At 65.1% G+C, this 25,290-nt stretch carries 22 protein-coding genes and 2 pseudogenes; 16 read left to right on the top strand and 8 right to left on the bottom strand.

The features are described from left to right. Positions 1 to 229 precede the first annotated feature (229 nt). From SJH88_RS12575 to SJH88_RS12605, 7 genes are all read right to left on the bottom strand, one after another. The gene (locus SJH88_RS12575) at positions 230 to 523 is read right to left on the bottom strand and encodes an enoyl-CoA hydratase/isomerase family protein (RefSeq protein ID WP_255446752.1); all 294 of its coding nucleotides are present in this window, start codon (positions 521 to 523) and stop codon (positions 230 to 232) included. A 116-nt stretch (positions 524 to 639) separates the two neighbouring features. Continuing rightward, on the bottom strand, positions 640 to 1,422 hold the full coding sequence (locus SJH88_RS12580) for an SDR family NAD(P)-dependent oxidoreductase (RefSeq protein ID WP_015014604.1): 783 nt from the start codon (positions 1,420 to 1,422) through the stop codon (positions 640 to 642). Between the two features lie 30 nt (positions 1,423 to 1,452). Then, on the bottom strand, positions 1,453 to 2,238 hold the full coding sequence (locus SJH88_RS12585; RefSeq protein WP_027015145.1) for an enoyl-CoA hydratase/isomerase family protein: 786 nt from the start codon (positions 2,236 to 2,238) through the stop codon (positions 1,453 to 1,455). 11 nt (positions 2,239 to 2,249) lie between these two features. After that, a complete protein-coding gene (locus SJH88_RS12590) occupies positions 2,250 to 3,431 on the bottom strand; it encodes a thiolase family protein (protein ID WP_274754685.1) in 1,182 nt (393 codons plus the stop codon). Between the two features lie 28 nt (positions 3,432 to 3,459). Then, positions 3,460 to 5,136 carry a long-chain fatty acid--CoA ligase gene (locus SJH88_RS12595; protein ID WP_046988442.1) on the bottom strand — a complete coding sequence of 559 codons (1,677 nt, stop codon included), beginning with the start codon at positions 5,134 to 5,136 and terminating at the stop codon, positions 3,460 to 3,462. Positions 5,137 to 5,147: 11 nt separating this feature from the next. After that, entirely contained in the window at positions 5,148 to 6,197 is a 1,050-nt protein-coding gene (locus tag SJH88_RS12600; protein ID WP_046988443.1) for a CaiB/BaiF CoA transferase family protein, read from the bottom strand. Positions 6,198 to 6,199: 2 nt separating this feature from the next. Beyond that, a complete protein-coding gene (locus tag SJH88_RS12605; RefSeq protein WP_012436220.1) occupies positions 6,200 to 7,345 on the bottom strand; it encodes an acyl-CoA dehydrogenase family protein in 1,146 nt (381 codons plus the stop codon). Between the two features lie 194 nt (positions 7,346 to 7,539). Here SJH88_RS12605 and SJH88_RS12610 point away from each other — a divergent pair, with 194 nt between their 5' ends. Next, positions 7,540 to 8,568 (top strand): AraC family transcriptional regulator, encoded by a 1,029-nt coding sequence (locus SJH88_RS12610; protein ID WP_274754686.1) that lies wholly within the window; start codon positions 7,540 to 7,542, stop codon positions 8,566 to 8,568. A gap of 338 nt (positions 8,569 to 8,906) precedes the next feature. Then, a complete protein-coding gene (locus SJH88_RS12615; RefSeq protein ID WP_274754687.1) occupies positions 8,907 to 9,956 on the top strand; it encodes an MBL fold metallo-hydrolase in 1,050 nt (349 codons plus the stop codon). A 188-nt stretch (positions 9,957 to 10,144) separates the two neighbouring features. Here SJH88_RS12615 and SJH88_RS12620 read toward each other — a convergent pair whose 3' ends face one another. Continuing rightward, positions 10,145 to 10,330 (bottom strand): hypothetical protein, encoded by a 186-nt coding sequence (locus tag SJH88_RS12620; RefSeq protein WP_274754688.1) that lies wholly within the window; start codon positions 10,328 to 10,330, stop codon positions 10,145 to 10,147. Positions 10,331 to 10,690: 360 nt separating this feature from the next. On the opposite strand from SJH88_RS12620, the gene SJH88_RS12625 reads away from it, so the two are divergent. From SJH88_RS12625 to trbL, 14 genes and pseudogenes are all read left to right on the top strand, one after another. After that, a complete protein-coding gene (locus SJH88_RS12625) occupies positions 10,691 to 12,058 on the top strand; it encodes an MFS transporter (RefSeq protein WP_274754689.1) in 1,368 nt (455 codons plus the stop codon). 24 nt (positions 12,059 to 12,082) lie between these two features. Next, a pseudogene (locus SJH88_RS12630) lies at positions 12,083 to 13,861 on the top strand (acyl-CoA dehydrogenase). A 24-nt stretch (positions 13,862 to 13,885) separates the two neighbouring features. Further along, positions 13,886 to 14,635, top strand: a complete 750-nt coding sequence (locus SJH88_RS12635) for an electron transfer flavoprotein subunit beta/FixA family protein (protein ID WP_015014594.1) — start codon at positions 13,886 to 13,888, stop codon at positions 14,633 to 14,635. Beyond that, positions 14,636 to 15,568, top strand: a complete 933-nt coding sequence (locus tag SJH88_RS12640) for an electron transfer flavoprotein subunit alpha/FixB family protein (protein ID WP_154163155.1) — start codon at positions 14,636 to 14,638, stop codon at positions 15,566 to 15,568. 17 nt (positions 15,569 to 15,585) lie between these two features. Further along, positions 15,586 to 16,500, top strand: a complete 915-nt coding sequence (locus SJH88_RS12645) for a LysR family transcriptional regulator (RefSeq protein ID WP_027015136.1) — start codon at positions 15,586 to 15,588, stop codon at positions 16,498 to 16,500. 25 nt (positions 16,501 to 16,525) lie between these two features. Continuing rightward, the gene (locus SJH88_RS12650) at positions 16,526 to 16,756 is read left to right on the top strand and encodes an EexN family lipoprotein (protein WP_027015135.1); all 231 of its coding nucleotides are present in this window, start codon (positions 16,526 to 16,528) and stop codon (positions 16,754 to 16,756) included. Positions 16,757 to 16,972: 216 nt separating this feature from the next. Then, positions 16,973 to 18,991: a conjugal transfer protein TraG gene (locus tag SJH88_RS12655; RefSeq protein WP_154163156.1), complete on the top strand. Its 2,019-nt coding sequence runs from the start codon at positions 16,973 to 16,975 to the stop codon at positions 18,989 to 18,991. Continuing rightward, entirely contained in the window at positions 18,988 to 19,452 is a 465-nt protein-coding gene (locus SJH88_RS12660) for a CopG family transcriptional regulator (protein ID WP_012436232.1), read from the top strand. The genes SJH88_RS12655 and SJH88_RS12660 overlap by 4 nt, the downstream gene beginning before the upstream one ends. Beyond that, the gene (gene trbB / locus SJH88_RS12665; protein ID WP_027015133.1) at positions 19,449 to 20,486 is read left to right on the top strand and encodes a P-type conjugative transfer ATPase TrbB; all 1,038 of its coding nucleotides are present in this window, start codon (positions 19,449 to 19,451) and stop codon (positions 20,484 to 20,486) included. The genes SJH88_RS12660 and trbB overlap by 4 nt, the downstream gene beginning before the upstream one ends. Beyond that, the gene (locus tag SJH88_RS12670) at positions 20,483 to 20,875 is read left to right on the top strand and encodes a TrbC/VirB2 family type IV secretion system protein (protein ID WP_154163157.1); all 393 of its coding nucleotides are present in this window, start codon (positions 20,483 to 20,485) and stop codon (positions 20,873 to 20,875) included. Before trbB ends, SJH88_RS12670 begins: the two co-directional genes overlap by 4 nt. After that, a pseudogene (locus tag SJH88_RS12675) lies at positions 20,872 to 21,155 on the top strand (VirB3 family type IV secretion system protein). The gene SJH88_RS12670 and the pseudogene SJH88_RS12675 overlap by 4 nt, the downstream one beginning before the upstream one ends. Before the next feature lie 19 nt (positions 21,156 to 21,174). Next, entirely contained in the window at positions 21,175 to 23,652 is a 2,478-nt protein-coding gene (gene trbE, locus SJH88_RS12680; RefSeq protein ID WP_154163159.1) for a conjugal transfer protein TrbE, read from the top strand. Continuing rightward, complete coding sequence (trbJ, locus tag SJH88_RS12685) at positions 23,649 to 24,404, top strand: P-type conjugative transfer protein TrbJ (RefSeq protein WP_154163160.1); 756 nt, start codon at positions 23,649 to 23,651, stop codon at positions 24,402 to 24,404. The genes trbE and trbJ overlap by 4 nt, the downstream gene beginning before the upstream one ends. Positions 24,405 to 24,416: 12 nt before the next feature. Next, positions 24,417 to 25,290: P-type conjugative transfer protein TrbL (trbL, locus tag SJH88_RS12690; RefSeq protein WP_274754690.1), on the top strand; the 874-nt coding region annotated here is incomplete at its 3' end.

Genomic DNA, 25,290 nt, shown 5'->3' on the forward strand with positions numbered 1-25,290 from the left:
CGTCCACAAAGAAGGAGAGAAACAAAACCTTATCCACATCTTGAGCCTTACGGCTCAAGCCAAAGGGTGGGTCAGTTTGAGATGGAAATTGCGGGTCAGTTCTGCGTGGAAATCAACACGTCGTCCACCCACTGCGCGTGGAAGTAGCCAGCTGATGCCGAAATCCCCCGCGTATCCGAGGCCGGTATGGGCCGCCACAAACTTCGTCCCACTTGCGGCAATCAGGTAGTCAGAAGGCCAAGGCAAGCCCGAGACCGCCTCCGGCTACCGCGCCTTGTACGGCGCAGACTACCGGGAACGGCAGGCTGGCGAATTGAGGAATCATGCTTTCGGCCACTCTCAGTTCGTCATCGACCAAGGTAGACAACGCATCGCCTGCGGCCACCATTTCTTCGATGTCGCCTCCGCAACTGAACATCCGGCCCTCGCCGCGCAGCAGCAAAGCTCGGATCGAGCCATCGCGTTCGACATCTGCAATGACACCAGCGAGCACGTTTACGACCGACGTGCTCAACGCATTCATTTTTTTGGCGAGTTGAGTGTTATGGTCGCGACGGCACCATTCTTTTCGAGAATTACCGGATTTCCAGGCATGCTGACGTTCCCTGATTGATCAAAATTTCAGCGTCAGCGTCAGCGTCAGCGCGGCGCCATGCGAATGGCACCATCCACACGAATGGACTCGGCATTCATGTAGCCGCAAGTAACGAGAAACTCGACGGCCTGCGCGAATTCATCGGGGTCGCCTAAACGCTTGGGGAAGGGCACGCTGGCCGCCAGCGCCTGTTTGACGTTGTCCGGCAGACCCAGCAGCAACGGTGTACCGAAGATCCCCGGCATGATGGTGTTGATCCGGATCCCTTCGTCCATCATGTCGCGCGCGATTGGCAGGGTCATGCCCACGATGGCTGCCTTGCTGGCCGCATAGCTGGCCTGGCCGACCTGGCCGTCCTGCGCGGCGGCCGAAGCAGTGTTGACGATGGCGCCGCGGTCGCCATCGGCCAGCGGCGCGAGCGTCAACATGCCCGCAGCTGACTTGGCGATGCAGCGGAAGGTGCCCACCAGGTTGATCTGAATGATGCGATTGAAACGATCTGCCGCGCATGGGCGGATTTCGCCGGTTTTCTTGTCGCGGCTGACAGTCTTGACGGCATCGGCAGTGCCGGCGCAGTTGACCAGAATGCGTTCCTGCCCAATGGCCGCGCGGGCCTTGGCGAAGGCGGCGTCCACCTGCTCCTCGGACATCACGTCCACATTGCAGTAAACGCCGCCGAGTTCGCTAGCCAACGCCTGGCCGACGGTTTCGTTCATGTCGAAGATGGCGACTTTGACGCCATGGCTGGCCAAACGCCGGGCCGTGGCGGCTCCCAGGCCGGAAGCGCCCCCGGTGATGACGGCAGAGATGTCGGAGTTCAGTTGCATGGTTTTTCCTCGATGGGTGAGAAACAGGCGTTATTGGCCGGTAAAGTTGGGTGTGCGCTTGCCTAGGAATGCCGCTTGCCCTTCCAGGTTGTCGGCCGAACGCAAAGCGACGAGGAAATTGCGCTTCTCATGCTCCAGGCCTTGCGCGAGCGGAGTCTCAAAGCTGGCCAGTGCCGCATCTTTCGCCAGCGCCACGGCCAGCGGCGAATTGGCTGCAATCCGGTTGGCCATCGCCAACGCCGTCGGCAGGGCCTGGCCATCAGCCGTCACTTCGGCGACCATGCCTGCATCGCAAGCCTTGCGGGCGTCGATGAAATCGCCGGTCAGCAACAGGGCCATGGCCTTGGACTTACCGATAGCGTGGATCAGGCGCTGCGTGCCCCCGGCACCCGGAATGGCGCCCAGCTTGACTTCCGGCACACCAAAATTGGCAGACTCGCCAGCGATCGCGATGTCGCAGGCCAGCGCTAATTCTGTGCCGCCGCCCAGCGCGAGCTTTTCCACCGCTGCGATGACGGGCTTGGGGAAGCGCTCCAGTTCCGACCAAAAGTGGCCGCCTGCTGCCGCACGATCGCCCAGCAGTGGCTCGGCGCGCAGCGCATCGAAGGCCGTGATGTCGGCCCCGGCGCAGAACACGCCCTCGGCGCCGGTGATGATGACCGCGCGCACGGTATCGTCGTCGCGCAGTTGCACAAGCTGCGCACGCAGGCCATCGAATACCGCGCGGTTCAAGCTGTTCTTCGCGCGCGGGCGGTTGATGGTCAAGGTGGCGATGGCGCCATCGCGGCTGACGAGCACTTCGCTGGCTTCGCTCATGGTGGCCCCGCTCATCCAAGCCGCTCGATGATGGTGGTGTTGGCCGTGCCCGAGGCCTCGCAAATCGTCTGCAGGCCATAGCGGCCGCCCCGGCGCTCCAGCTCGCACAGCAGGTCAGTGAGCATGCGCGCGCCGGTAGAGCCCAGCGGATGGCCGATGGCTATCGAGCCGCCGTTGACGTTGAGGCGATCGTCCGGAATGCCGAATTCCTGCTGGAACATCAGCGGCACGCCGCCAAAGGCCTCGTTGACTTCAAACAGGTCAATGTCGGCCGGGGTCAGACCCGATTCCGTCAGCGCCTTGCGGGTGGCATCGAGAACAGCGGTGAACTGGATCACCGGGTCGGCTGCCGCCACGGCGGTGCTGACGAAGCGCGCGCGCGGCTTCAGGCCATGCTGCTTGGCATAGGCGCGGCTGGCGATCAGCAGCGCGGCGGCGCCATCGCTGATCTGCGACGAGTTGGCGGCCGTGGTGGCACCGTCGGCGGCAAACACGGGCTTGAGCGTGGCCATCTTCTCGGGGTTCGGGTCGGCACGCACGCCTTCGTCGGCAGTGACGAGCGGGCTGTCTGGGTCGGCTGGGTCTTCGTTCAGTCGCACCAGTTGGTCTTGGACTCGGCCAGCCTGCAAAGCCTCGGTGGCGCGCCGATGGCTGCGCACGGCGAAAGCGTCCAGGGCCTCGCGCGTGAGGCCGAAGCGCTTGTTCATCAACTCCGACGAAGCGCCTTGCGCCAGCAGCGGGTTGTCCTGGTAGCGCGCCAGTTCGCGCGGGCTGTATTGCGAGCCCAGCGGCGCGCCGGGTTTGAATGACGGCGGCATGGGGGCCTGCGACATCGATTCCACCCCGGCGCCGATGACCAGTTGGTAAGCGCCCGCCTGGATGCCATGCACGGCAAAGCTCACCGCCTGCTGGCCGGAGCCGCATTGCCGGTCAACCGTCACCGCCGGGACGGATTCGGGCAGCCCCGCCGCCAATACGGCATGACGGCCCAGGTTGCCGTGCTGTTGGTCCCATTGCAGCACGCAGCCGACGATCACATCGTCCAGATCGGCGGGGTTGATGCCGGAGCGCTCGACCAGCTGGCGCAGCGTCTCGCCCAGCAGATCGACGGGGTGCCATTTCTGCAGGCGCCCGCCGCGCTTGCCCACGGGGGTGCGCAACGCACCGACGATGACGGGTTCATGGTCATTCATGTTCTTCTCCTGGTGCAAAAAGGTTGGCTCACTCGGCGTAGCGGCCCGCATGCTCGGCGCGGATGCGCTTCTTGTCGAGCTTGCCGACGCTGGTCTTGGGGATGGCTTCGACGAACAGGACCTGATCTGGCAACTGCCACTTGGCGAAGGCGCTGGTCAGGTGTTCCTGCAATTGCTCCTGAGTCGCCTGCTGGCCGGGCCTCAGCACCACCAGGGCCAGCGGCCGTTCCTGCCACTTCGCATGGGGAATGCCGACCACCGCGGCGTCGCGCACGGCCGGGTGGCCCATGAGCAGGTTTTCCATGTCGATGGAAGAAATCCATTCACCACCGCTCTTGATCACGTCCTTGATGCGGTCGGTAACTTTGAGGTAACCGTTCTCGTCCACCGTGCCGACATCGCCCGAGCGCCACCATCCGCCTTCCAGGAAACGGTCTGCGGAATCAGGCATGTCGTGGTATCTGGCCGTTATCCAGGGGCCGCGCAGGCAAATCTCGCCCGCTGACTTTCCGTCGTGCGGCAAGTCCTTGTCGTCGGCATCGAGGATGCGAATATCCACCCCGGTCAGCACCAGACCCTGCTTGCGCTTGAGGTTCCACTTCTCTTCCTCGGTCAAGCGCTTCTTGAGCGTGGACTTGAGGCGGTTCATCGTCACCAGCGTCGTGGCTTCGGTGGCGCCGTAGGCGTGCACCACCTCAGCACCCGTGAGGTCGTAGAAACCGATCATCATCGACAGCGGCGGCTCCGTGGCGCCAGACAGCATGCGCATGCGGCTGAAGTCCGGCTTGACCGGCATCGTCTCGATGTACTGCAGCATGGGCTGGAAGATGGCCGGTGCGCCATTGGCGATGGTCACGCCCTCGGCGATCATGGCATCGACCAGCGGCTTGGTGTCTTCGGCAACGTAGCGGCCCGGCAGCACGATCTTGTCGGCGAGCAGCGTGGCGGCCTGCGGCAGGCCCCAGCATTGCCCGTGGAACATGGGCGTGATGAGCATGACGCAGTCGTCCAGCGTCATGCCCAGATTGGTGGCCATGGCCGTGGAGTGCAGGTAGATGCCGCGGTGCGAGTAGTACACGCCCTTGGGCTTGCCCGTGGTGCCGGTGGTGTAGCAGGCGCTGTAGGCCGAGGTTTCGTCGATCTCGGGCCAGTCGATCTTCGTGTCGGCGGCGGCCAGCAGGTCTTCGTAGTGCAGCAGCGGTTTCAGCGTGGTCTTGATCTGGTCCAGCGGCTTGTCGGTCATGACGATCCAGCCCTTGATCTGGGGCGAATTCGCCGCGATGGATTCGGCAATGGGCAGCAATGTTTCGTCCACGCAAACGTAGGACACCTCGCTGTGGCCAACCACGTAACCCAGATCCTCGGCGCCCAGGCGCAAGTTCATCTGCAGCATGACCGCGGCCAGGCCGGGAATGGACCAGTACAGCTCGAAGTGGCGTCGGCTGTTCCAGTCCAGGATGCCGACCCGGTCGCCCGGCTCGACGCCGAGAGCGCGCAGTGCATTGGCGCTGCGGCAGACGCGCGCGTAGCAATCGGCATAGGTGTAGCGATCCCAGCCGCCATCGGGTGTGCGGTAGACGATCTCCTGGTCCCCGTGGGTGCGCGCAGCGTGCCGGATCAGCGTTGTGGTGTTCAGTTGGCGCTCGTTGCCCGTGGTGGACGGGCAGCCGCGGACAGGCTTGGTGGGCTGGATGGTGTCGGTCATGTGCTTGTCTCCTAGGTAGTTGTGTCGAGTGCCTGGAACCGTGGGGCCGGGGCCGCTTCGATGGCGCCGGATGGGGTGATCTGGTAAATGCCCCGTGCTGCGTTATGCGGATGCCGCACCGCCTCGGCGAGGCTGAGCACGGGCGCAAAGCAGGCGTCGCTGCCTTCGAGCAGCGCGCACCAGTGCGCCCTGGGTTGGCTGCGGATAAAGGCTGCGATCCGCTCTTTCAGCGCTGGCCACGTCGCCGCGTCGTACTGCTCGGCGGGGTTCACGTCAGCAAGGCCCAGCTTCGACAGCAAAAGCGCGTGGAACGCTGGCTCCACTGCTGCGAGGCTGATGAAGCCGCCGTCAGCGCAAGCGTATACGTCATAGAACGGCGAATCGTGAAACGGGCTCGGCTGCGCGCCGTCAATTTGCCCATTGGCGCGAATCCAATGCACCAGCGTGCCCAGCATGGCCACGATGTCAATGATCGCGGCGTCCACGACCCGGCCGTGGCCGGTGGCGCGCGCATCGACCAGCGCGCAGGCGACGCCGAAGGCCATGCCCAGCGCCCCGGCCCCATCCCCGAGTACCGAGGGCGGCACGATGGGCGCCTGCCCCCTGTGCGCCGACAGCGACAGCAGGCCTGTCAGCGCGACGTAGTTCAGGTCGTGGCCTGCGGCCTGGGCGAGCGGGCCGTCCTGGCCCCAGCCCGTCATCCGGCCGTAAACCAGCCGTGGATTGCGCGCCGCGCATTCAGCGGGGCCGAAGCCCAGCCGTTCCATCACACCGGGGCGAAAGCCTTCGATCAGGGCGTCGGCCTGGGCAATCAGCTCCAGTGCGCGCGCTTTGCCACCGGGCGACTTCAGGTCGATGACCTCGACCTTCTTGCCGCGGTGCAGCGGGTTCTCCACCGCCCCGCCCAGCCGCTGCGCCCCAGCAGCCTGCTCGGCCCGTGCCAGCGCGATCACCTCGGCGCCCATGTCGACCAGCATCCTGGCGGCCAGAGGGCCTGGACCGATGCCCTCAAACTCTACCACACGGACGCCGTGCAGAGGCAACTGCAGCGTGTGCGGCATGTTCACAGCTTCCTCGAAACCAGGTCTTTCAGGACCTCGTTGGCGCCGCCGTAGATCTTCTGCACTCGCGAAGCGGCATACATCCGCGCGATCGGATACTCGGCCATGTAGCCGTAGCCGCCGAACAATTGGAGACACTCGTCCACCACGCGGCACTGCTGTTCGGTGCACCACCACTTGGCCATGTAGGCGGCCTCGTTGTCGAGTGTGCCGTCCAGCAGTCTCTGTGTACAGTCGTTGACGAAGCTGCGCACCACATGCGCGATGGTCGCCATCTCGGCCAGCTTTTGGCGCGTTGTCTGCATGTCGAACAGAGGCGCACCGAATATCTTGCGCTGCTTCGTGTATTCGATGGTGAGCTCCAACGCCCGGTCGATGACGGCCGCCGCCGGCACTGCAATGACCATGCGCTCGTAGGGCAGCGCGCCCATCAGTTGCCCAAAGCCTTGGCCTTCAACGCTCCCCAGCAGTTGGTCGGCTGGAACGCGCACGCTGTCGAAGAAGAGCTCCGCCGTGTCCGAGGCCTGCATGCCGATCTTTTCAAGCAGGCGGCCCACACGAAAGCCTGGCAGGTTCTCGGTCTCCAGTACGAACAGCGACACCCCTTTGCTGCCCGCGCCACTGGTGCGCGCCGCGACGATCAGCAGGTTTCCGGTGAAGCCGTTGGTGATGAAGGTCTTGGCGCCGTCGATCACGTAGTAGTCGCCGTCGCGCCGGGCCCGGGTGGAGATGGCCTTCAGATCCGAGCCGCAGCCCGGCTCGGTCATCGCGATTGCGGCCAGCATCTCGCCGTTCGTCACCTTGGGCAGCCAGCGCTGCTTTTGCGCTTCGGTGCCAAAGTCCAGGATGTAATGCGAAGCGATGGTGTGCACCGCGATATTGACCGGCATCTCGGCCTTGGCCAGTTCGTCCTGCACCACCAGCTGGTAGGCGAGGCTGGCGCCGGCACCACCATAGGTCTCGGGCATCTCGGGCAGCAGAAAGCTCATCCCGCCGAACGGACGCCAGACCTCGCGCGGGATGTAGCCCTGGCGGCGCCATTCGTCGAGCCGGGGAGTGAATTCGGCGGCAACGTAGCGACGCACCTGCTCGCGAAAAGCGTCGATCTCGTGGTCCATCCAGGCGTGGCGATACAGCTGTGGCAGCATGGGCATGTCTCCTTGTATGTTGGCTTCTGACCCCGCACCGGGCGTTCCGCACAGCGCCACTGCCGAAGTGTTTTTGGGGATGCGACAATCGTAATAATTGGCCCCTGCAAGGGCGATAGCGGATTGCCTCAATCAACTGACAAATAACTTCTTTTGGCCCGCGCGACCGGCGTTGGCTCCTTCGATCACACGCAATGCTGCAACCCGTCTTCACCGCTCCTATCTTTGCCGTGCATGGCCTGCTGGACGGCGCGCGCGGCAAGGGGCTGGCCACGCAAGAATGGCTGAAGGGCGTGCTGGGGCGCGCCGGCATCAGCGAATCGCTGCTGGAGCTCAAGGATTCGCGCGTAACCGTGGAGCAGTTCAACGCGCTATTTATCGCTGTCAAGGACAGCCTGAACGACGAGTGCCTGGGCTACCTACATGAGCGACCCATGCGCCCGGGCAGCTTCGCGCTAATGGTGCGCAGCGCGTTCACTGCCCATTCGTTGTCATGCGCCCTGCGTCGCCTGAGCGAATCCTTCGCCCTGCTGCAGGACGACGTGACGCTGGTGCCCGTGACCGAGGGCGCGCTGGGGGGCTTCGCGCTGGAGATGCGCGGCGGCCCGGGCGCACATGCCGAATTCCTTCATGCACATCTGCTGCGCGTGTTCTGGCGCTTGTTGCTGTGGCTGCACGGCGGCCGGCTGGTGCCGCAGCGATTCGACTTCAATTTTGCGCTGCCGCTCCATGCGATGAGCTACGGGCGCATCTTTTCCGGTTCGCTGTGCTTCGGGCAGCCGCGCACGGCCGCCTGGTTCGACGCCGACGCCTTCAAACTGCCGGTGCGGCGCGATCGGGACGCGCTGCAGTCCTTTCTGCGCGCCACGCCGGGCAACGTGGTGGGGCCGCACCTGAACGAGCGCAGCGCCAGCGCGCGGGTCCGCATGGTGCTGCAGCTGGCCAACCCCGAATGGCCCGACCTGCCCGTCACCGCGCAGCGCCTGCATATGTCGGTGAGCGCGTTGCAACGGCACCTGGCCTCCGAGGGCACTTCCTTCCAGGCGCTAAAGGACCAGTTGCGGCGCGACATGGCGATCGTGCGCCTGACCAGCAGCGAAGCCTCGCTCGTCGCCATCGCCGCCGACCTGGGCTTCACCGACAGCACCGCCTTCCAGCGCGCCTTCAAGGTCTGGACCGGCAGCGCGCCGGGAGCCTACCGTGCCCGCTCGCGCAGCAGGTAGAACCCTACATAGAGGCATTCGACGGATTCCGGCTCGGCCACGAGGCTGTAGCCGGCCACCGAGAAGATCGGTGCCTTCATAGCTGCCGGGGCCCTGGCCTACCTCGAGCGAGGCTCTCGTGCGCTCAAGAGACTGTTTGCCGCCGTTGGGGCAGTTGCACCGACGGCAGCGCAGCGACAGGCTGTGCCAGGAAGCAGACGTTTTCCATCAGCCTATCGAGGTCATTCGTCATTGCCACCTGTCGGGGCTGACCCTAAGCTAAAAATGATCTCGCACAGCATAAGAGTGATGGCCGTGCGCCATTTGAAGCGGCATTGCCAGAATGTAAACCAAGCATCATGACCGACGCAGCCCCGGCACTCTCGTATCCGTTCTCGGATCTCCCGCTCCCTGGCCAGGCCACGGAAATCAAGCCAGGTGTGCTGTGGCTGCGCATGCCGCTGCCGTTTTCCCTGGATCACATCAACCTCTGGGCATTGAGCGACGGTCCTGGTTGGGCGGTCGTGGACACGGGAATTCGTAGCGTGGACGTCAGGAACGCGTGGCTCGCCTTGCTCGCTCCGCAGGGGCCGCTAGCCGGCCGACCCATCTCCCGTGTGATAGCGACGCACATGCACCCGGATCATGTGGGCATGGCGGGATGGTTGACACGTCGCTTCGAATGCGCGCTTTGGATGACACGAGACGAGTATTTGAGCTGTCGGGTGATGCTTGCCGATACGGGGCGGGAAGCGCCAGTCGATGGCGTTCGCTTCTATCGGAGGGCCGGATGGAGCGACACCGAGGTGGATGAGTACCGCACCCGGTTCGGTGACTTCGGTAAAATGATCCATCCATTGCCTGACAGCTTTGTGCGGCTCACGGATGGCCAGATGTTGCGGATCGGGGACCAGGAATGGGAAGTCATCGTCGGCACAGGACATTCCCCCGAGCACGCGTGCTTCTACTCGCGCGAACTGGATTTGCTGATATCGGGGGATCAGGTTCTTCCCAGGATCAGTTCCAATACCTCCGTGTACGCCACCGAGCCGCATGCGAATCCTCTGCAGGGCTGGCTCGATTCCATCGACCGGTTGATGCAACGCGTACCTGGGAGCGCCCTGATTCTGCCTGCCCACAACGAACCTTTCCATGGCCTGCACCTACGGTTGGAGCAACTGCGTGCGAGCACCGTCAGAGGCACCGACCGCGTCAGGCAACAACTTGCGCAGCCTCTGAGGGTCATCGACCTGGTTCGCGCCCTGTACCGTTCGTCCATTGTTGCGGAGCAAATGCACCTCAACCTCGCGACCGGAGAGACGCTCGCCCACCTAAACTATCTCGACCAGCGTGCGGAAATCGTGTCTGCAGAAGACGAAGACGGCGCAATGCGCTATCGGCTCGCCTGATGCACTAATTTGCCCTCAAGGATATAGAAGTAACCCAATCAAGCCTGTCATTGACTGGGTTCTTTGCTGATGTGTTTCGAGAGCAATGAGTCCTTGCACCAGCGCGTCGTGTACGGCCTCCAGTTCTTTGAACACCGTGTTGGCAAACCAATCCTGGCACGGCACCTTCCACAGATGCTCGACCGGGTTCAGCTCAAGGCTGGCAGAAACTCTAGGCGCATATTCTGTGGCACATCCAAGTGACCCGCGATGTGCCAACCCGCCTGATCCATGACCATCATGATGAACTCGACGGCATGGCGTCGCGCCATCTCGGCCAGGAACACCTGCATCGTCTCAGCGTTGGCCCAGGGCAGCACCAGAGAGTCAATCACGCCATCGTGCGTGCTGACGGCGGCGAAGGCGTACAGGGTCTGGCGTTGAGGCGTGCGCCGACGATGGGGCGTGAGCCCCTGGGCACCCAACACTGCCGGGGTGTTCCCAGCAGGCAGAAGCGCCCTTCGTGCTGGAATATCAGCCGCACGCGGCGACCATATTCAGCTTGACGCCTGACCTCTTGGCGCACTTGAACAGTGCTCTCAGAAAGGGGCCGTTTGTCATTCGATCGGGGCGCTTCGTCATCGCGGCTCGCAGCACCGGCACCTAGGATTCCTTGTGTGCGCTGGACGACATGTAGCGGAGCGGCGATGACCGCCGCCCCACGATCCAGAGCCTAACTCAAAGGAGACAAACACGTGTGCCAAATCGACATGCAGAAGCTCGCCGACGACGCTCGCTTCAACCGCTTTCATGCCAAGGTGCTTCTGTGGTGCCTGTTGATTCTCATCATCGACGGCTATGACATCGCCGTGATGGGCATCGCCCTGCCGTCCATCATGCAGCAGATGGGCGTGAACGCATCGACTGCCGGTTTCATGGCCAGTTCGGCCCTGTTCGGCATGATGTTCGGCGCCATGGTTCTGGGCACGCTGTCCGACCGGATTGGTCGGCGCTGGGCCCTCTCCATTGGCGTCATGCTGTTCAGCGTGTTCACCGCGGCCGCCGGATTCACCAAGGATCCCATCAGCTTCAGCGTGGTGCGCTTCATCGCGGGCCTGGGGATTGGCGGTGTGCTGCCGGTCATCGTGGCACAGATGGTCGAGTACTCGCCCAAGAAGATCCGCAGCCTGATGACGGCGCTGATGACTTCGGGCTACGCACTGGGCGGCATCCTGGCCGCGGTGCTCGGCAAGCAGCTGATCGGCGAGTACGGCTGGCAGGTCGTTTTCATCGCAGCGGGTGTGCCGGTCCTGCTGATTCCGTTCATCCTGAAGCTGGTGCCGGAATCAATGACCTACCTGATCTCGCGCAGCCGCAACGGCGAACTGGCCGAAGTGGCCCGTAATCTCCAGCCGGGAGTCAAGCACCCGGCGGACGCCCAGTTCGTCGTGCCCACCGCCGACCGCGTGGCGGGTGCGCCGGTCTCCCGGCTGTTCCAGGACGGGCGAGGCCCGAGCACGGTGCTGTTCTGGATCGCCTTCTTCTCGGGCCTGTTCATGGTCTATGCGCTCAGCAGCTGGCTGACCAAGCTGATGGCTATGGCTGGCTACAGCCTGGGGTCTGCCCTCAGCTTCGTGATCGCGCTGAACGTTGGCGCCATCATCGGTGCCGTGGGAGGCGGGTGGCTCGCCGACAAGTTCAACATCAAGTGGGTGCTGGTGGGGATGTATGCGCTGGGCGGCGTGCTGCTGTACCTGATGACGTTCCAGACCTCGACCGAGCTGCGTTATCTGATCATCGGCGCGGTCGGCGCCTGCACCACCGGCGCGCAATTGGTGGCCTATGCCTACTGCGGGCAGTTTTACCCGATGTCCATCCGCTCGACCGGCATCGGCATGGCCTCCGGCGTGGGGCGCCTGGGCGCGATCGTGGCGCCGCTGCTAATCGGCCAGATCGTTGCGCTTGAGCTGCCGCTGGAGCAGAACTTCCTGGTGATCGGGGCTTTCGGAATCATCGGCTCGATCGCTCTGGCGTTCATCAGGCATGGCGGCCCGGCGTCGGTGGGCCCGCAAGAGGCTGCACGCGAGTTGCGCCCGTCGCAACAGACGCCGCAAAACGCCTGATCGTAGCCATCAAGGAAATTCGCTGTGTCTGTCTACATAGCCCCCCTGCGCGAAATGCTGTTCGCCATGAAAGAGGTCGGCGGCCTGGACGCGATCTGCGCCCAGCCCGACCATGAAGAAACCACGCCCGACCTGGTCGAGGCCATCCTGCAGGAGGCGGCTAATTACGCCGCTGGCGTGCTGGATCCGCTCAACCGCCCCGGCGACGTGCAGGGCGCGCGCTGGCACGATGGTCGGGTCACGCCCGCCGACGGCTTTCGCGAAGCCTGGGCCAGCTTCTGCGAGAACGGCTGGAACGGCATGCCCGCTGCCACCGAATGGGGCGGCCAGGGCCTGCCCACGCTGGTCTCCACCGCCGTGCTGGAGATGTGGAAGTCGTCCAACCTCGCGTTCAGCCTGTGCCAGATGCTCACGCTGGGCGCGGTGGAGGCCATTGCGCACCATGGCAGCGACGCACTCCAGCGCCGCTTCCTGGCACCCATGGTCGAGGGCCGCTGGACGGGCACCATGAACCTCACCGAGCCCCAGGCCGGCTCTGACCTGGCCGCGCTGCGCAGCCGTGCCGTACACGAGGGCGACCACTACCGCGTCAGCGGCAACAAGATCTTCATCACCTGGGGCGAGCACGACATGGCCGAGAACATCGTGCACCTGGTGCTGGCGCGCTACCCGATGCGCCACCGGGGGTGAAAGGCATCTCGCTGTTCCTTTGCCCGAAGTACCTGGTCAACGACGATGGCACCCTGGGCGAACGCAACGACTTGGCCTGCACGTCGATTGAGCACAAGATGGGCATCCACGGCAGCCCCACGGCGTCGATGAGTTTTGGCGACAGCGGCGGCGCTATCGGCTACCTGGTCGGCGAGCCGCACCAGGGGCTGGCCTGCATGTTCACCATGATGAACCACGCGCGGCTGAACGTTGGCCTGGAAGGCGTGGGCATTTCCGAGCGCGCCTACCAGCGCGCACGCGCCTATGCGCTGGAGCGGGTGCAGGGCAAGCCGCTGATCAGCGGCAGCACCGCCATCGCAGGCCACCCGGACGTGCGGCGCATGCTGATGGACATGAAGGCCCGCACCGAGGCCATGCGCGCGCTGGCCTACTTCTGCGCCGGTCAGATGGACCGCGCCGCGGGCCACGCCGATGCGCAGGAGCGCGCGCAGGCGCAGGCCCTGGTCGGCCTGCTGATACCGGTGGTCAAAGGCTGGTGTACCGACAGCGCGCAGGGCATCACGTCCGACGGCGTGCAGGTGCATGGCGGCATGGGCTACGTCGAGGAAACCGGCGCCTCCCAGCACATGCGCGACGCGCGCATCACGACCATCTACGAAGGCACCACGGGCATCCAGGCCAACGACCTGATCGGCCGCAAGCTGGCACGCGAGGGCGGGCGCACGCTGAAGGCGCTGCTGGGCCGCATCGACGGCGATGCGCGCCGGTTGGTCGAATCGCCCGATGCAGTGCTGGCGCAGATCGGCCGCGCGTTGGCAGCCGCTGCCCAGGCGCTGGACGAAGCGGTCGACTGGCTGCTGGCCCACGACGGTCAACCGCGCAGTGCGCGGCGGCGCCGTGCCCTTCCTGCGGCTGGCGGGCACCGTGATCGGCGGCTGGCTGTCGGCGCGCATGGCCGAAGCCGCTACCGCGCAACTCGCGGCGGGCGCGGGCGATGCGGGCTTTCTCGGTACCAAGCGCGCCACAGCCAGCCATTACGCGGTGCATGTCCTGGTGCAGGCGCCGATGCTGCGCGACATCGTCACGGGCGGCGCCGCCAGCACGCTGGCCCTGGCGGACGATCAACTCTGAATGATCCTGAAAGGAAACCCTCCCATGAAAATCCTGGTTCCCGTCAAGCGGGTGGTTGACTACAACGTCAAGGTCCGCGTCAAGAGCGATGGCAGCGGCGTGGACATCGCCAATGTCAAGATGAGCATGAACCCCTTCGACGAGATTGCCGTCGAAGAGGCTGTGCGGCTCAGGGAGAAAGGCGCGGCAACGGAGATCGTCGCCGTCTCGTGCGGCGTGTCTCAATGCCAGGAGACGCTGCGCACCGCCATGGCCATCGGTGCCGACCGCGGCATCCTAGTCGAGACCAATGAAGAACTGCAGCCGCTGGCCGTGGCTAAGCTGCTCAAGGCCCTGATCGACAAGGAACAGCCCGGCCTCGTGATCCTGGGCAAGCAGGCCATCGACGACGACTGCAACCAGACCGGCCAGATGCTGGCGGCGCTGGCCGGTCTACCGCAAGCCACCTTCGCCTCCAAGGTCGAGCTCGCCGGCGACAAGGCAGCCGTGACCCGCGAAGTGGACGGCGGCCTGGAAACCCTTAGCCTCACGCTGCCCGCGGTCATCACCGCCGACCTGCGTCTGAACGAACCGCGCTACGTCACCTTGCCCAACATCATGAAGGCCAAGAAAAAGCCGCTGGACACCATCAAGCCCGAAGACCTCGGCGTTCAAGTCGCCCCGCGCCTGAAGACCCTGAAGGTGACCGAACCCGCCAAGCGCGGCGCCGGCGTGAAGGTGGCTGACGTGGCCGCCCTGGTCGAAAAACTCAAGAACGAAGCGAAGGTGATCTAAATGTCGGTACTCGTTATTGCTGAACACGACAACGCATCCATCAAGGGCGCAACCCTGAACACCGTGACGGCTGCAGCCGCTTGCGGTGGCGACGTGCACGTGCTGGTGGCCGGCCACAATGTCGGCGCTGCCGCACAAGCCGCCGCCCAGATCGCCGGTGTCGCCAAGGTCATCCACGCCGACGCCGCAGGCTTGGCCCACGGCCTGGCCGAGAACGTGGCCGCCCAGGTGCTGGCCATCGCCGGCAACTACAGCCACATCCTGTTCCCGGCCACGGCCGGCGGCAAGAACGTGGCCCCCCGCGTGGCCGCCAAGCTCGACGTCGCCCAGATCAGCGACATCACCAAGGTGGTGAGCGCCGACACCTTCGAACGCCCCATCTACGCCGGCAATGCCATCGCCACCGTGCAAAGCAGCGACGCCACCAAAGTCATCACCGTGCGCACCACCGGCTTCGACGCCGCCGCCGCCACCGGAGGCTCGGCCGCCGTCGAAACCACCGCAGCAGCAGCAGACGCCGGCAAGAGCAGCTTCGTGGGCAGCGAAATCGCCAAGAGCGACCGCCCCGAACTCACCGCCGCCAAGATCATCGTCTCGGGCGGCCGGGCGCTGGGGAGCAAGGAAAAGTTCGACGAAGTCATGACCCCGCTGGCCGACAAGCTGGGCGCGGCCATTGGCGCCAGCCGGGCGGCGGTGGACGCGGGCTACGCCCCCAACGACCTGCAAGTGGGGCAGACGGGCAAGATCGTGGCGCCGCAGCTGTACGTGGCCGCCGGCATCTCGGGCGCCATCCAGCACCTGGCGGGGATGAAGGACTCCAAGGTGATCGTGGCGATCAACAAGGACCCGGAGGCGCCGATCTTCAGCGTGGCCGACTACGGGCTGGAGGCGGACCTGTTCGCGGCTGTGCCGGAACTCGTCAAGGCCTTTTAACTTGGATGAGATACACCATGGAGCTTCGGCATTTGCGTTGCTTTATAGCGGTGGCCGAAGAACTTCACTTTGGCCGCGCAGCGGAAAAGCTGCACATCGATCAGTCCCCTTTGTCGCGCACCATCAAGGAGATAGAGGAAGAGCTCGGGGCGCAACTGTTCACGCGAACCACGCGAAGCACCCGCCTGACCTTTGCCGGAATGGCATTCCTGGAGCGGGTGCCGCGAATCTTCGAAGCTCTGAAACAGGCGTGTGACGGCGTCAAGTCCGCCGCCAGTGGGTTTCAGGGACAGTTGCGCATCGCTTTGTCCGATGGCATCACGCCCTCGCGAATGCCGACGCTGCTGGCACGGTGCCGAGAGGAAGATCCAGAGATTGACATTCGGTTATTTGAGGTGCCGTTGGACCAACAGATCAAGGGTCTGCACGATGACCTGTATGACGTCGGCTTTTCGATGGCCGAAGAGGTGGGCGACGGCATTGTGGTCAGGCCTGCGTGGGAAGACGAGCTGATGGTGGCGGTCCCAGCTCGCCATCCTGTGCTGGCCCACAAGCACGTTCCGTTGGAAGAAGTGCTGCGCTATCCGCTGGCGCTATGCGATCCGGCGATATGCGAAGGCCATGCACGCCAAGTTGATCGCGTTTTGCAGCGCTACGAGCAACAGCCACTGATCGCCCAGCGCGTGGCGTCCTATGAGGTGATGATGACCTTAGTCTCCGCCGGATTGGCACTTGGTTTGGCGGGCGCCGCGCACATTGCATCCGGCCGTGGGCCAGGTGTTGTGGCCCGGCGCTTGGCGGGCAAGTCGCAGATGCTGGCCACGTATCTGCTGCACCGTGACGTGGAGCCCTCCGAAATGCTGGCTCGGTTCATCGCACGAGTGGACTCCATTGATTCGGCGGATGGCTCCAGCGCCGCCGAGGACTCCTGATCCACCTGCTGAAAGGACCCAAGCCATGCCCCGATTCCTGTCGCTGCTGATGGCCGCTGCACTGACAGCCTCCTGTGGGCCATCCCAACCGACGGAAACCGTGGACTTCCTCGTGGCCCATCCTGAGCGTCTCAAGGAAGTCCAGCGCCTGTGCAAGGAAGAGCGCGCGAAGGCCGGCGAAGAACTCTGCCGACGTGCCGCCGAGGCCGCGAATCGCCGCTTCTTCGGTGATCGGCCGGAGCAGAAGCCTCAATAGGGCACCCCTCCGTCGCGCGCCGCGACGAAGGTCTCACTGTTACCTCATCACGCCGCAGCGCGCTCGCGCATGCGGCATTTTTATTGTCTTCGCCACAGCAATAAGTCTGGCTCTTTTGGCCTGAATCCCCGCCACAACGGTCTTTGACCGACCTGCACGCTCGCCTTGATCCTCGGCACTACGGCACGTTCCTGTGCCGTAGTGGGAGGTTGACCAATGCAAGGAACGAACGTGCTGTTCGGTCAGATTGCCGTTGTCTTCGGCATCGTGATCGCTGGCGTATGGAGCGCTACGCAATGGACGGCCGCCGCCCTGGGCTACCAGCTACGCCTGGGCTCGCCGTGGTTCGATTTCTTCGGCACGCCGGTCTATCACCCCTGGCGCCTGTTCGAGTGGTGGTTCTTCTTCGACGCCTACGCGCCGCATGTCTTTGACGTGGGCGGTGCCATTGCCGCAGGCAGCGGCCTGATCGCGGTGGTGGTTGCCATCGGCATGTCGATCTGGCGCTCGCGCCAGTCCAAGCTGGTCACGACCTACGGGACGGCTCGCTGGGCCAACGCGGAGGACATTTGCAAGGCGGGGCTTGACCAGCCTGCGGGCGTGTTCCTCGGCCAGCATCGCCAGCAGTACCTGCGACATGAAGGCCCAGAGCATGTTCTGACCTTCGCGCCTACCCGCTCGGGCAAAGGCGTGGGCCTGGTGGTTCCCACCTTGTTGAGCTGGCCTGCATCGGCCGTCATTCACGACATCAAGGGCGAGAACTGGAGCATCACCGCCGGCTGGCGCTCGCGCTTCTCGCATTGCCTGCTGTTCAACCCGACCGATGCGAAGTCGTCGGCCTACAACCCACTGCTGGAGGTGAGGCGCGGCGCGCACGAAGTGCGCGACGTGCAGAACATCGCAGACATTCTGGTCGATCCCGAAGGAGCACTGGAGCGGCGCAACCATTGGGAAAAGACTAGCCACGCGCTACTTGTCGGCGCCATCCTCCATGTGCTCTATGCGGGCGAAGACAAGACGCTGCGCGGCGTCGCCAACTTCCTCTCCGACCCGGCCAGCCCGTTCGAGCTGACCTTGCACCGGATGATGACCACGCCGCACCTCGGCGATGGGCCGCATCCGGTCGTCGCATCGGCGGCGCGTGAAGTCCTCAACAAGAGCGACAACGAACGCTCCGGCGTGCTGTCCACGGCCATGTCGTTCCTTGGCCTGTACCGCGATCCCACGGTGGCCGAAGTCACCTCACGCTGCGACTGGCGCATCGCTGACCTGATCGCGGCCGAGCATCCGGTATCGCTGTATCTGGTGGTGCCGCCTTCGGACATATCGCGGACGAAGCCGCTCATTCGCCTGATCCTCAACCAGATCGGGCGGCGCCTCACCGAATCGCTCGATGGCTCCGATGGGATCGAGCGCCGCCACAAGCTGCTGCTGATGCTCGATGAGTTCCCTGCGTTGGGGCGCCTGGACTTCTTCGAGACGGCGCTGGCCTTCATGGCCGGCTACGGTATCCGCAGCTTCCTCATCGCCCAGTCGCTCAATCAGATTGACAAAGCCTACGGCCAGAACCATTCGATCCTGGACAACTGCCATGTCCGGGTGACGTTCGCCACCAACGACGAGCGCACCGCCAAGCGCATCTCCGAAACGCTGGGCACCGCGACCGAGCTGCGCGCGCAGCGCAACTACGCCGGCCACCGGCTCGCGCCATGGCTCGGGCATCTGATGGTGTCGCGCCAGGAGACGGCACGTCCGCTGCTCACGCCGGGCGAGGTAATGCAGCTTCCGCCCGACGAGGCCGTGGTGATGGTGTCCAGCGTGGCGCCCATCAAGGCCAAGAAGCTGCGCTACTACGCGGACAGCAATTTCAAGCGGCGCGTGCTTCCGCCGCCGGTGCTTGCAACCCTGTCCATGCAGGGGCGCTATGCCGATGTGCCACCGGAACGCACCGACGACTGGAGCGGGCTGGCGATTCCCGCCATGCCGGTCGCACCGACGGCCGACGCCGCCGATGGGCTGGAGAACCTGGGTTCGGCCGACGACAGCGGCCCACGCCGCCAGCCCGAACTTTCCGAAGCCGTCACCTACGACCCCGACCTGGTTGCGCCCGCAGCCGACCTCGGGCTGCTCGATGACGACGACATGCCGCATCCCCTTCCTCGCCAGCTCGATCCGGCCCTGCAGCGCACGGCCCGGCTGGCTTCCCTCGACCCTGACGACGGAATCGACCTATGACCCAACACCGCCTCAATGTGTTCATCCAGCCGGAGCACAGCAAGCGGCTCGATGAACTGGCCGCCAAGAAGGGCGTGTCCAAGTCCAGCATCGTCGCGGCGGCCCTGGCCTCCTGGCTGTCGCCCGATGCGGCCGACCAGCGCGAGGCGGCAATTGCCAAGCGGCTGGACCGCCTGTCGCGCCACGCCGAGCGCCTGGAGCGCGACCAGAACATTGCCATCGAAACATTGGCGCTGTTCATCCGCTATTTCCTCACGGTGAGCACACCCGTGCCCGAGGCCCATCAGGATGCCGCTCGCGCCCAGGGCAAGGCCCGCTTCGAGCAGTTCGTCGAACAGCTCGGACGGCATTTGCTGCGCGGGCGCAGCCTGGTGCGGGATGTGGTGGAGGAACTGCACACCGATCCGACGCGACCGGAGGGCGCTGCGGCCGTCGCGGATGCCCAGGAGCGTGCCTTATGAGCGCCGTTCCTTCCTCCTTCACGGCCACCTCGCTGGATCGCCGCATCCAGATGCTGCGCACGGCCATGGGGCCGCTGATCGCTGCCGCGCTCGAAGACCCAGACGTGGTGGAAATCATGCTCAACCCCGACCGCACGCTCTGGGTGGATCGGCTGTCCACGGGCCGCGCGCCGATGGGCGTGGAGCTGTCCGAGGCCGATGGCGAACGCATCATCCGCCTCGTTGCAGCTCACGTTGGCGCGGAAGTTCATCGGGGCCAGCCGTTGTTGACGGCAGAGCTGCCCGAGACGGGCGAACGCTTCGAGGGCATCCTGCCGCCCGCCGCGCCGGGGCCGGCCTTCGCCTTGCGCAAGCGCGCCTTTGGCGTGATCCCACTGTCGCGCTACATCGAGGACGGAATGATGACCGCCGCGCAGGCGGGCCTGCTGGTGCGCGCCGTGCGCGAGCGCCAGAACATCCTGATCGCAGGCGGCACCAGCACGGGCAAGACCACGCTCGCCAATGCCTTGCTCGCCGAGATTGCCGCTACCGGTGACCGCGTGCTGGTGCTTGAAGACACGGTGGAGCTGCAATGCGCGGCGCGCGATCACGTACCGCTGCGCACGCGCCAGGGCGTGGTGTCGATGACCGAGCTGGTGCGCTCTTCCATGCGCCTGCGCCCGGATCGCGTGATCGTTGGCGAAGTGCGTGGTGCCGAGGCGCTGGATCTCATCAAGGTATGGGGCACGGGCCACCCCGGCGGCATCGCCACCATCCACGCCGGCTCCGCGCTGGGCGCGCTGCTGCGCCTGGAGCAACTGATTCTCGAAGTGGCGGAGAACCCGCCCCGTGCGCTGATCGCGGAAGCGGTCAACGTGGTCATCCACATCGCCGGGCGCGGACGCAAGCGCCGCATCGAGAGCATCGCCCGCGTCGTCGGCTTCGATGGCGCGGGCTACCAACTGGCGGATGCGCTGGAGGCTCCATTCCCGGAGCTGCTGTCGCAGTCCGACCTTTCTTCCCTGTCCCTTGACCAACCTGGAGAACTGCCATGACGCAGATGATCGTTCCTGCTTTCCGTATTTCTGCAAACCCGCTTGCCCTGCGCTGCCGTCCCGCGCGGCTGGATGGCTTGGCACGCCCAGCCCTGCAGGGCCTGATGCTCGCGGCGCTGACGCTGCTGCTCGCAGGCACCGCGCAGGCCGCCGGTTCCTCGATGCCTTGGGAGGGGCCGCTGCAATCCATCCTGGAGTCGATCCAGGGTCCGGTGGCCCGGATCATCGCGGTCATCATCATCATCGCCACGGGCCTGGCGCTGGCCTTCGGCGATGCCTCGGGCGGTTTTCGCAAGCTGATCCAGATCGTCTTCGGTCTGTCGATCGCGTTTGCCGCGTCCTCGTTCTTCCTGTCGTTCTTCAGCTTCTCGGGCGGGGCTGTCGTATGAGCGCGGCCCACGATGGCGTGCAGGGGTTCGCTCCGGGGTTCGAAGTGCCACTGCACCGCTCGCTGACCGAGCCGATCCTGCTGGGCGGCGCGCCGCGCACGGTGGCGATTGCCAATGGCACCTTGCCGCGGCCGTGGGCTTGGGCCTGCAACTGTGGATTCCGGGCGTGGTGCTCTGGATCGCCGGCCATGCGCTGGCGGTCTGGGGCGCGCGTGTCGATCCGCAGTTCATGCAAGTCTTCGCGCGCCATATCAAGCACCGGCCGCTGCTGGACGTGTAGGGGCAAAGGGAGATATCGCATGCTGAACCTTGCCGAATACCGCCAGCGCCCGGCCTTGCTGGCTGACTGGCTGCCTTGGGCCGGGCTGATCGCTCCGGGCGTCGTGCTGAACAAGGATGGCTCCTTCCAGCGCACGGCGCGCTTTCGGGGGCCAGACCTCGACAGTGCCACGCAGGGCGAGCTGATCTCTACGTCAGCACGGTTGAACAACGCGCTGCGCAGGCTGGGTTCGGGCTGGGCCTTGTTCATCGAAGCCGAGCGCCGGCCCGCCGCCAACTACCCGCACTCGGAGTTTCCCGAGCCGCTGTCCTGGCTGGTGGACGAAGAGCGACGGGCAGCCTTCGAGGACTCCGGCAACCATTTCGAGAGCGGCTATCACCTCACGCTGGTGTATCTACCGCCCGAGGAGGCCCGCGCCCGTGCGGTCGGAATGCTGTACGAGAACCGTCCGACCGAGGGCGTGGACTGGCGTGAGCGCCTGACCGCGTTCGTCGCGGAGACGGATCGGATTTTCGACCTGCTCGATGGTGTGATGCCGGAGATTGCGTGGCTCGATGACAGCCAGACGCTGACCTACCTGCACTCGACTATTTCCACGCGGCGCTACCGCGTGGGCGTGCCAGAGGTGCCATTCCACCTCGATGCCTTGCTGGCCGATTCCGCGCTGATCGGCGGACTGGCACCGATGCTGGGCGACCAGCACCTGCGCGTGGCGACGGTGCGGGGATTTCCGACTTCGACTTGGCCGGGGATTCTGGATGACCTCAACCGTCTCAGCTTTGCGTACCGCTGGAGTACGCGCTTTCTCTGCCTCGACAAAGCCGATGCGGAAAAAGAGCTTTCCCGCCTACGCCGCCAGTGGTTCGCCAAGCGCAAAAACGTGATCGCGCTGCTGCGCGAGACGATCTTCCAGCAGGAAAGCCCGCTGGTCGATACCGACGCCAGCAACAAGGCCACCGATGCTGATGCCGCCTTGCAAGAGCTGGGCAGCGATCAAGTGGCCTTCGGCTACGTGACGGCGACCGTCACAGTCATGGACGCGGATGCCGCCGTGGCCGACGAGAAGCTGCGCAGGGTGGAGCGCGTCATCCAGGGGCGTGGCTTCGTCACCATCCCCGAAACGCTCAACGCCGTGGATGCGTGGCTGTCGTCCATTCCGGGCCATGCCTACGCCAACGTCCGCGAGCCCATCGTCTCGACGCTGAACCTGGCGCACCTGATGCCGGTGTCGGCGGTATGGGCCGGGCCGGAGAAGAACGCGCATCTCGACGGCCCGCCGCTGATCGTCACGCGCACTGAGGGCGCGACGCCGTTCCGGCTGGTTACGCACATCGGCGACGTGGGCCACACGCTGGTGGCTGGGCCAACCGGTATGGGCAAGTCCGTGCTGCTCGCCACTTTGGCGATGCAGTTTCGGCGCTATCGCGGCTCGCGCATCTTCGCCTTCGACATGGGGCGCTCGATGCGCGCCACGATCCTGGGCCTGGGCGGCGAGCACTACGACCTTGGGCTGGATGGCGAGATCGCTTTCCAACCACTCGCGCGCATCGACCGCGAGGGCTACCGCACCTGGGCGGCTGAATGGATCGAAGGCCGTTTGCGGCATGAGGGCGTGGCCGTCGGCCCCGAGGAGAAGGTGGCCATTTGGTCGGCGCTGGGAAGCCTGGCCGGAGCTCCGGTGGAGCAGCGCACGATGACGGGCCTTTCCGTACTGTTGCAATCGAACGCGCTGCGGCAGGCGCTCGCGCCCTATGTGCTCGGCGGCGCCCACGGCAAGCTGCTGGACGCGGATTCGGATCGACTGGGCTCCGGCTCCGTGCAGTGCTTTGAGATGGAAGAGCTGATGCACAACAAGGCCGCCGTCATGGCCGTGCTGCATTACCTCTTTGCACGGTTCGATGAACGCTTTGACGGCGCACCGACGCTGCTGATCCTCGATGAAGCGTGGCTGTTCCTCGATGACCCGGTGTTCGCGGCGCGCATCCGCCAATGGCTCAAGACGCTGCGCAAGAAGAACGTGAGCGTCATCTTCGCCACGCAGAGTCTGGCGGACATCAAGGATTCGAGCATCGCGCCCGCAATCATCGAGAGCTGCGCGAGCCGCATCTTTCTGCCGAACCCGCAGGCGACCGAGCCGCAGATTCGCACCATCTACGAGGGCTTCGGCCTCAACAGGCGGCAAATCGAGATCGTCGCCACGGCGCAGCCCAAGCGCGACTACTACTACCAATCGCGCCTGGGCAATCGCCTGTTCGACCTCGACCTGGGAACCGCGACGCTGGCCTTTGCGGGCGCATCCACGCCGCAAGACCAGCGCGACATCGACGCGGTGCTCGCTGCCGCCAGCACCTCCACGCCTTCCGCTTCCACCCCGTTCGCAGCCGCCTGGCTGCGCCACTGCAGCCTCGATTGGGCGGCCGATCTGCTGCGCGATTTCCCCGGCCCCGCGCCGGGTGCCGCCCCCATCCCCAGCCATCCCCAGGAGAACCTGCCATGAAAACCCATACCCACAAGCTCGCCGCGCTGACCACCGCCTGCGTGCTCGCCTTCGGCATCGCGCAGCCCGCGCATGCACTGTTCGGCGTCGGCGACATCGTGTTCGATCCGACCAATCTGGTGCAGAACACGCTCACCGCCGTTCGCACGCTGGAGCAGATCAACAACCAGATCCGCCAGCTTCAGAACGAAGCGCAGATGCTCATCAACCAGGCGCGCAACCTGGCCAGCCTGCCGTCCAGCGTGGTGGGCCAGCTGCGCGCCAACCTAGCGACCACCCAGCGGCTCATCGCCCAGGCCAAGGGCATGGCCTACGACGTGGCGAACATGGACCAGATGTTCCAGCGTCTGTACCCCGAGCAGTACGCCGCCACCGTCAGCGGCAATCAGATGTACCGCGACGCGCAGGAGCGCTGGAAGAACACGCTCACTGGCCTGCAGACCACCATGCAGATGCAGGCCCAGGCGTCGCAGAACCTCAGCGATGACGAGGGCGTGCTGGCCGACCTCGTGGGCAAGAGCCAGTCCGCCGTGGGCGCTCTCCAGGCGATGCAGGCCATGAACCAGCTGCTAGCCCTGCAGGCCAAGCAGTCGATCCAGACGCAGCGGTTGCAGATCACGCAGGACCGCGCGGCCTCGCTGGAGCTGGCGCGGCAGGCCGCCGCCGTGGAGCGGGGCCGCGAAGTCACGCGCCGCTTCCTGGGGTCAGGCACGCCGTACACACCGCAGCCCGTCGATTTCTACAGCCGCTGACGAGGCCGGGCCATGAATGACGTATCGGTCATTGATCGTTTCCTCGACACCTTTTCGCGCTACATCGACTCGGGCTTCGGCCTGCTGCACGGCGAGGTGGCATTCCTCACGGCCACGCTGATCGTCATCGACATGACGCTCGCCGGGCTGTTCTGGGCGATGGGCCATGCCACCGGCCAGGGCGAGGACGTAATCGCCAAGCTCATCCGCAAGGTGCTGTACGTCGGTGCCTTCGCCTACATCATCGGCAACTTCAACACCCTGGCGGGCATCCTGTTCCGGTCTTTTGCCGGACTGGGCCTGACGGCCAGCGGCTCGACCTTGAGCATGGGCAACTTCCTGCAACCGGGACGGCTGGCCAAGGCCGGTATCGACGCGGCGGCGCCCATCCTCGACCAGATCCGGGAGATGGCGGGCTTCCCAGAGGTCTTCATCCACATCGCGCCCATCGTCGTGCTGTTCCTCGCGTGGCTGGTGGTCATCGTCAGCTTCTTCGTGCTGGCGGTGCAGCTTTTTGTCACGCTGATCGAGTTCAAGCTGACCACGCTGGCGGGCTTCGTGCTGGTGCCGTTCGCCCTCTGGAACAAGACTGCGTTCCTCGCCGAGAAGGTCTTGGGCAACGCGGTGTCCTCAGGCATCAAGGTACTGGTGCTTGCCGTCATCGTGGGCATCGGCTCGGGGCTGTTCGCCGAATTCCGGATACCGCCGGGCTCCGAGCCCTCCATCGACCAGGCACTGGTCATCATGCTGGCTTCGCTGTCACTGCTGGCCCTGGGCATCTTCGGTCCGGGCATTGCGACGGGCTTGGTATCGGGCGGCCCGCAGCTCGGCGCTGGCGCGATGGCCGGTGCTGCCGTTGGGGCGGCCGGCGCCGCCGTCGCGGTCG

Origin of the sequence: Comamonas sp. GCA5, from assembly GCF_036541385.1 — a bacterium.
Taxonomy (GTDB): Bacteria; Pseudomonadota; Gammaproteobacteria; order Burkholderiales; family Burkholderiaceae_C; genus Comamonas; species Comamonas aquatica.

Coding starts and splice junctions, on each gene's coding strand:
- trbE (WP_154163159.1), top strand. CDS start 21,175: ATGCTGAACCTTGCCGAATACCGCCAGCGCCCGGCCTTGCTGGCTGAC.
- SJH88_RS12590 (WP_274754685.1), bottom strand. CDS start 3,431: ATGAATGACCATGAACCCGTCATCGTCGGTGCGTTGCGCACCCCCGTG.
- SJH88_RS12635 (WP_015014594.1), top strand. CDS start 13,886: ATGAAAATCCTGGTTCCCGTCAAGCGGGTGGTTGACTACAACGTCAAG.
- SJH88_RS12610 (WP_274754686.1), top strand. CDS start 7,540: ATGCTGCAACCCGTCTTCACCGCTCCTATCTTTGCCGTGCATGGCCTG.
- SJH88_RS12660 (WP_012436232.1), top strand. CDS start 18,988: ATGACCCAACACCGCCTCAATGTGTTCATCCAGCCGGAGCACAGCAAG.
- SJH88_RS12605 (WP_012436220.1), bottom strand. CDS start 7,345: ATGCTGCCACAGCTGTATCGCCACGCCTGGATGGACCACGAGATCGAC.
- SJH88_RS12580 (WP_015014604.1), bottom strand. CDS start 1,422: ATGCAACTGAACTCCGACATCTCTGCCGTCATCACCGGGGGCGCTTCC.
- SJH88_RS12600 (WP_046988443.1), bottom strand. CDS start 6,197: ATGCCGCACACGCTGCAGTTGCCTCTGCACGGCGTCCGTGTGGTAGAG.
- SJH88_RS12595 (WP_046988442.1), bottom strand. CDS start 5,136: ATGACCGACACCATCCAGCCCACCAAGCCTGTCCGCGGCTGCCCGTCC.
- trbB (WP_027015133.1), top strand. CDS start 19,449: ATGAGCGCCGTTCCTTCCTCCTTCACGGCCACCTCGCTGGATCGCCGC.
- SJH88_RS12575 (WP_255446752.1), bottom strand. CDS start 523: ATGAATGCGTTGAGCACGTCGGTCGTAAACGTGCTCGCTGGTGTCATT.
- SJH88_RS12615 (WP_274754687.1), top strand. CDS start 8,907: ATGACCGACGCAGCCCCGGCACTCTCGTATCCGTTCTCGGATCTCCCG.
- trbJ (WP_154163160.1), top strand. CDS start 23,649: ATGAAAACCCATACCCACAAGCTCGCCGCGCTGACCACCGCCTGCGTG.
- SJH88_RS12650 (WP_027015135.1), top strand. CDS start 16,526: ATGCCCCGATTCCTGTCGCTGCTGATGGCCGCTGCACTGACAGCCTCC.
- SJH88_RS12655 (WP_154163156.1), top strand. CDS start 16,973: ATGCAAGGAACGAACGTGCTGTTCGGTCAGATTGCCGTTGTCTTCGGC.
- SJH88_RS12585 (WP_027015145.1), bottom strand. CDS start 2,238: ATGAGCGAAGCCAGCGAAGTGCTCGTCAGCCGCGATGGCGCCATCGCC.
- SJH88_RS12670 (WP_154163157.1), top strand. CDS start 20,483: ATGACGCAGATGATCGTTCCTGCTTTCCGTATTTCTGCAAACCCGCTT.
- SJH88_RS12640 (WP_154163155.1), top strand. CDS start 14,636: ATGTCGGTACTCGTTATTGCTGAACACGACAACGCATCCATCAAGGGC.
- SJH88_RS12645 (WP_027015136.1), top strand. CDS start 15,586: ATGGAGCTTCGGCATTTGCGTTGCTTTATAGCGGTGGCCGAAGAACTT.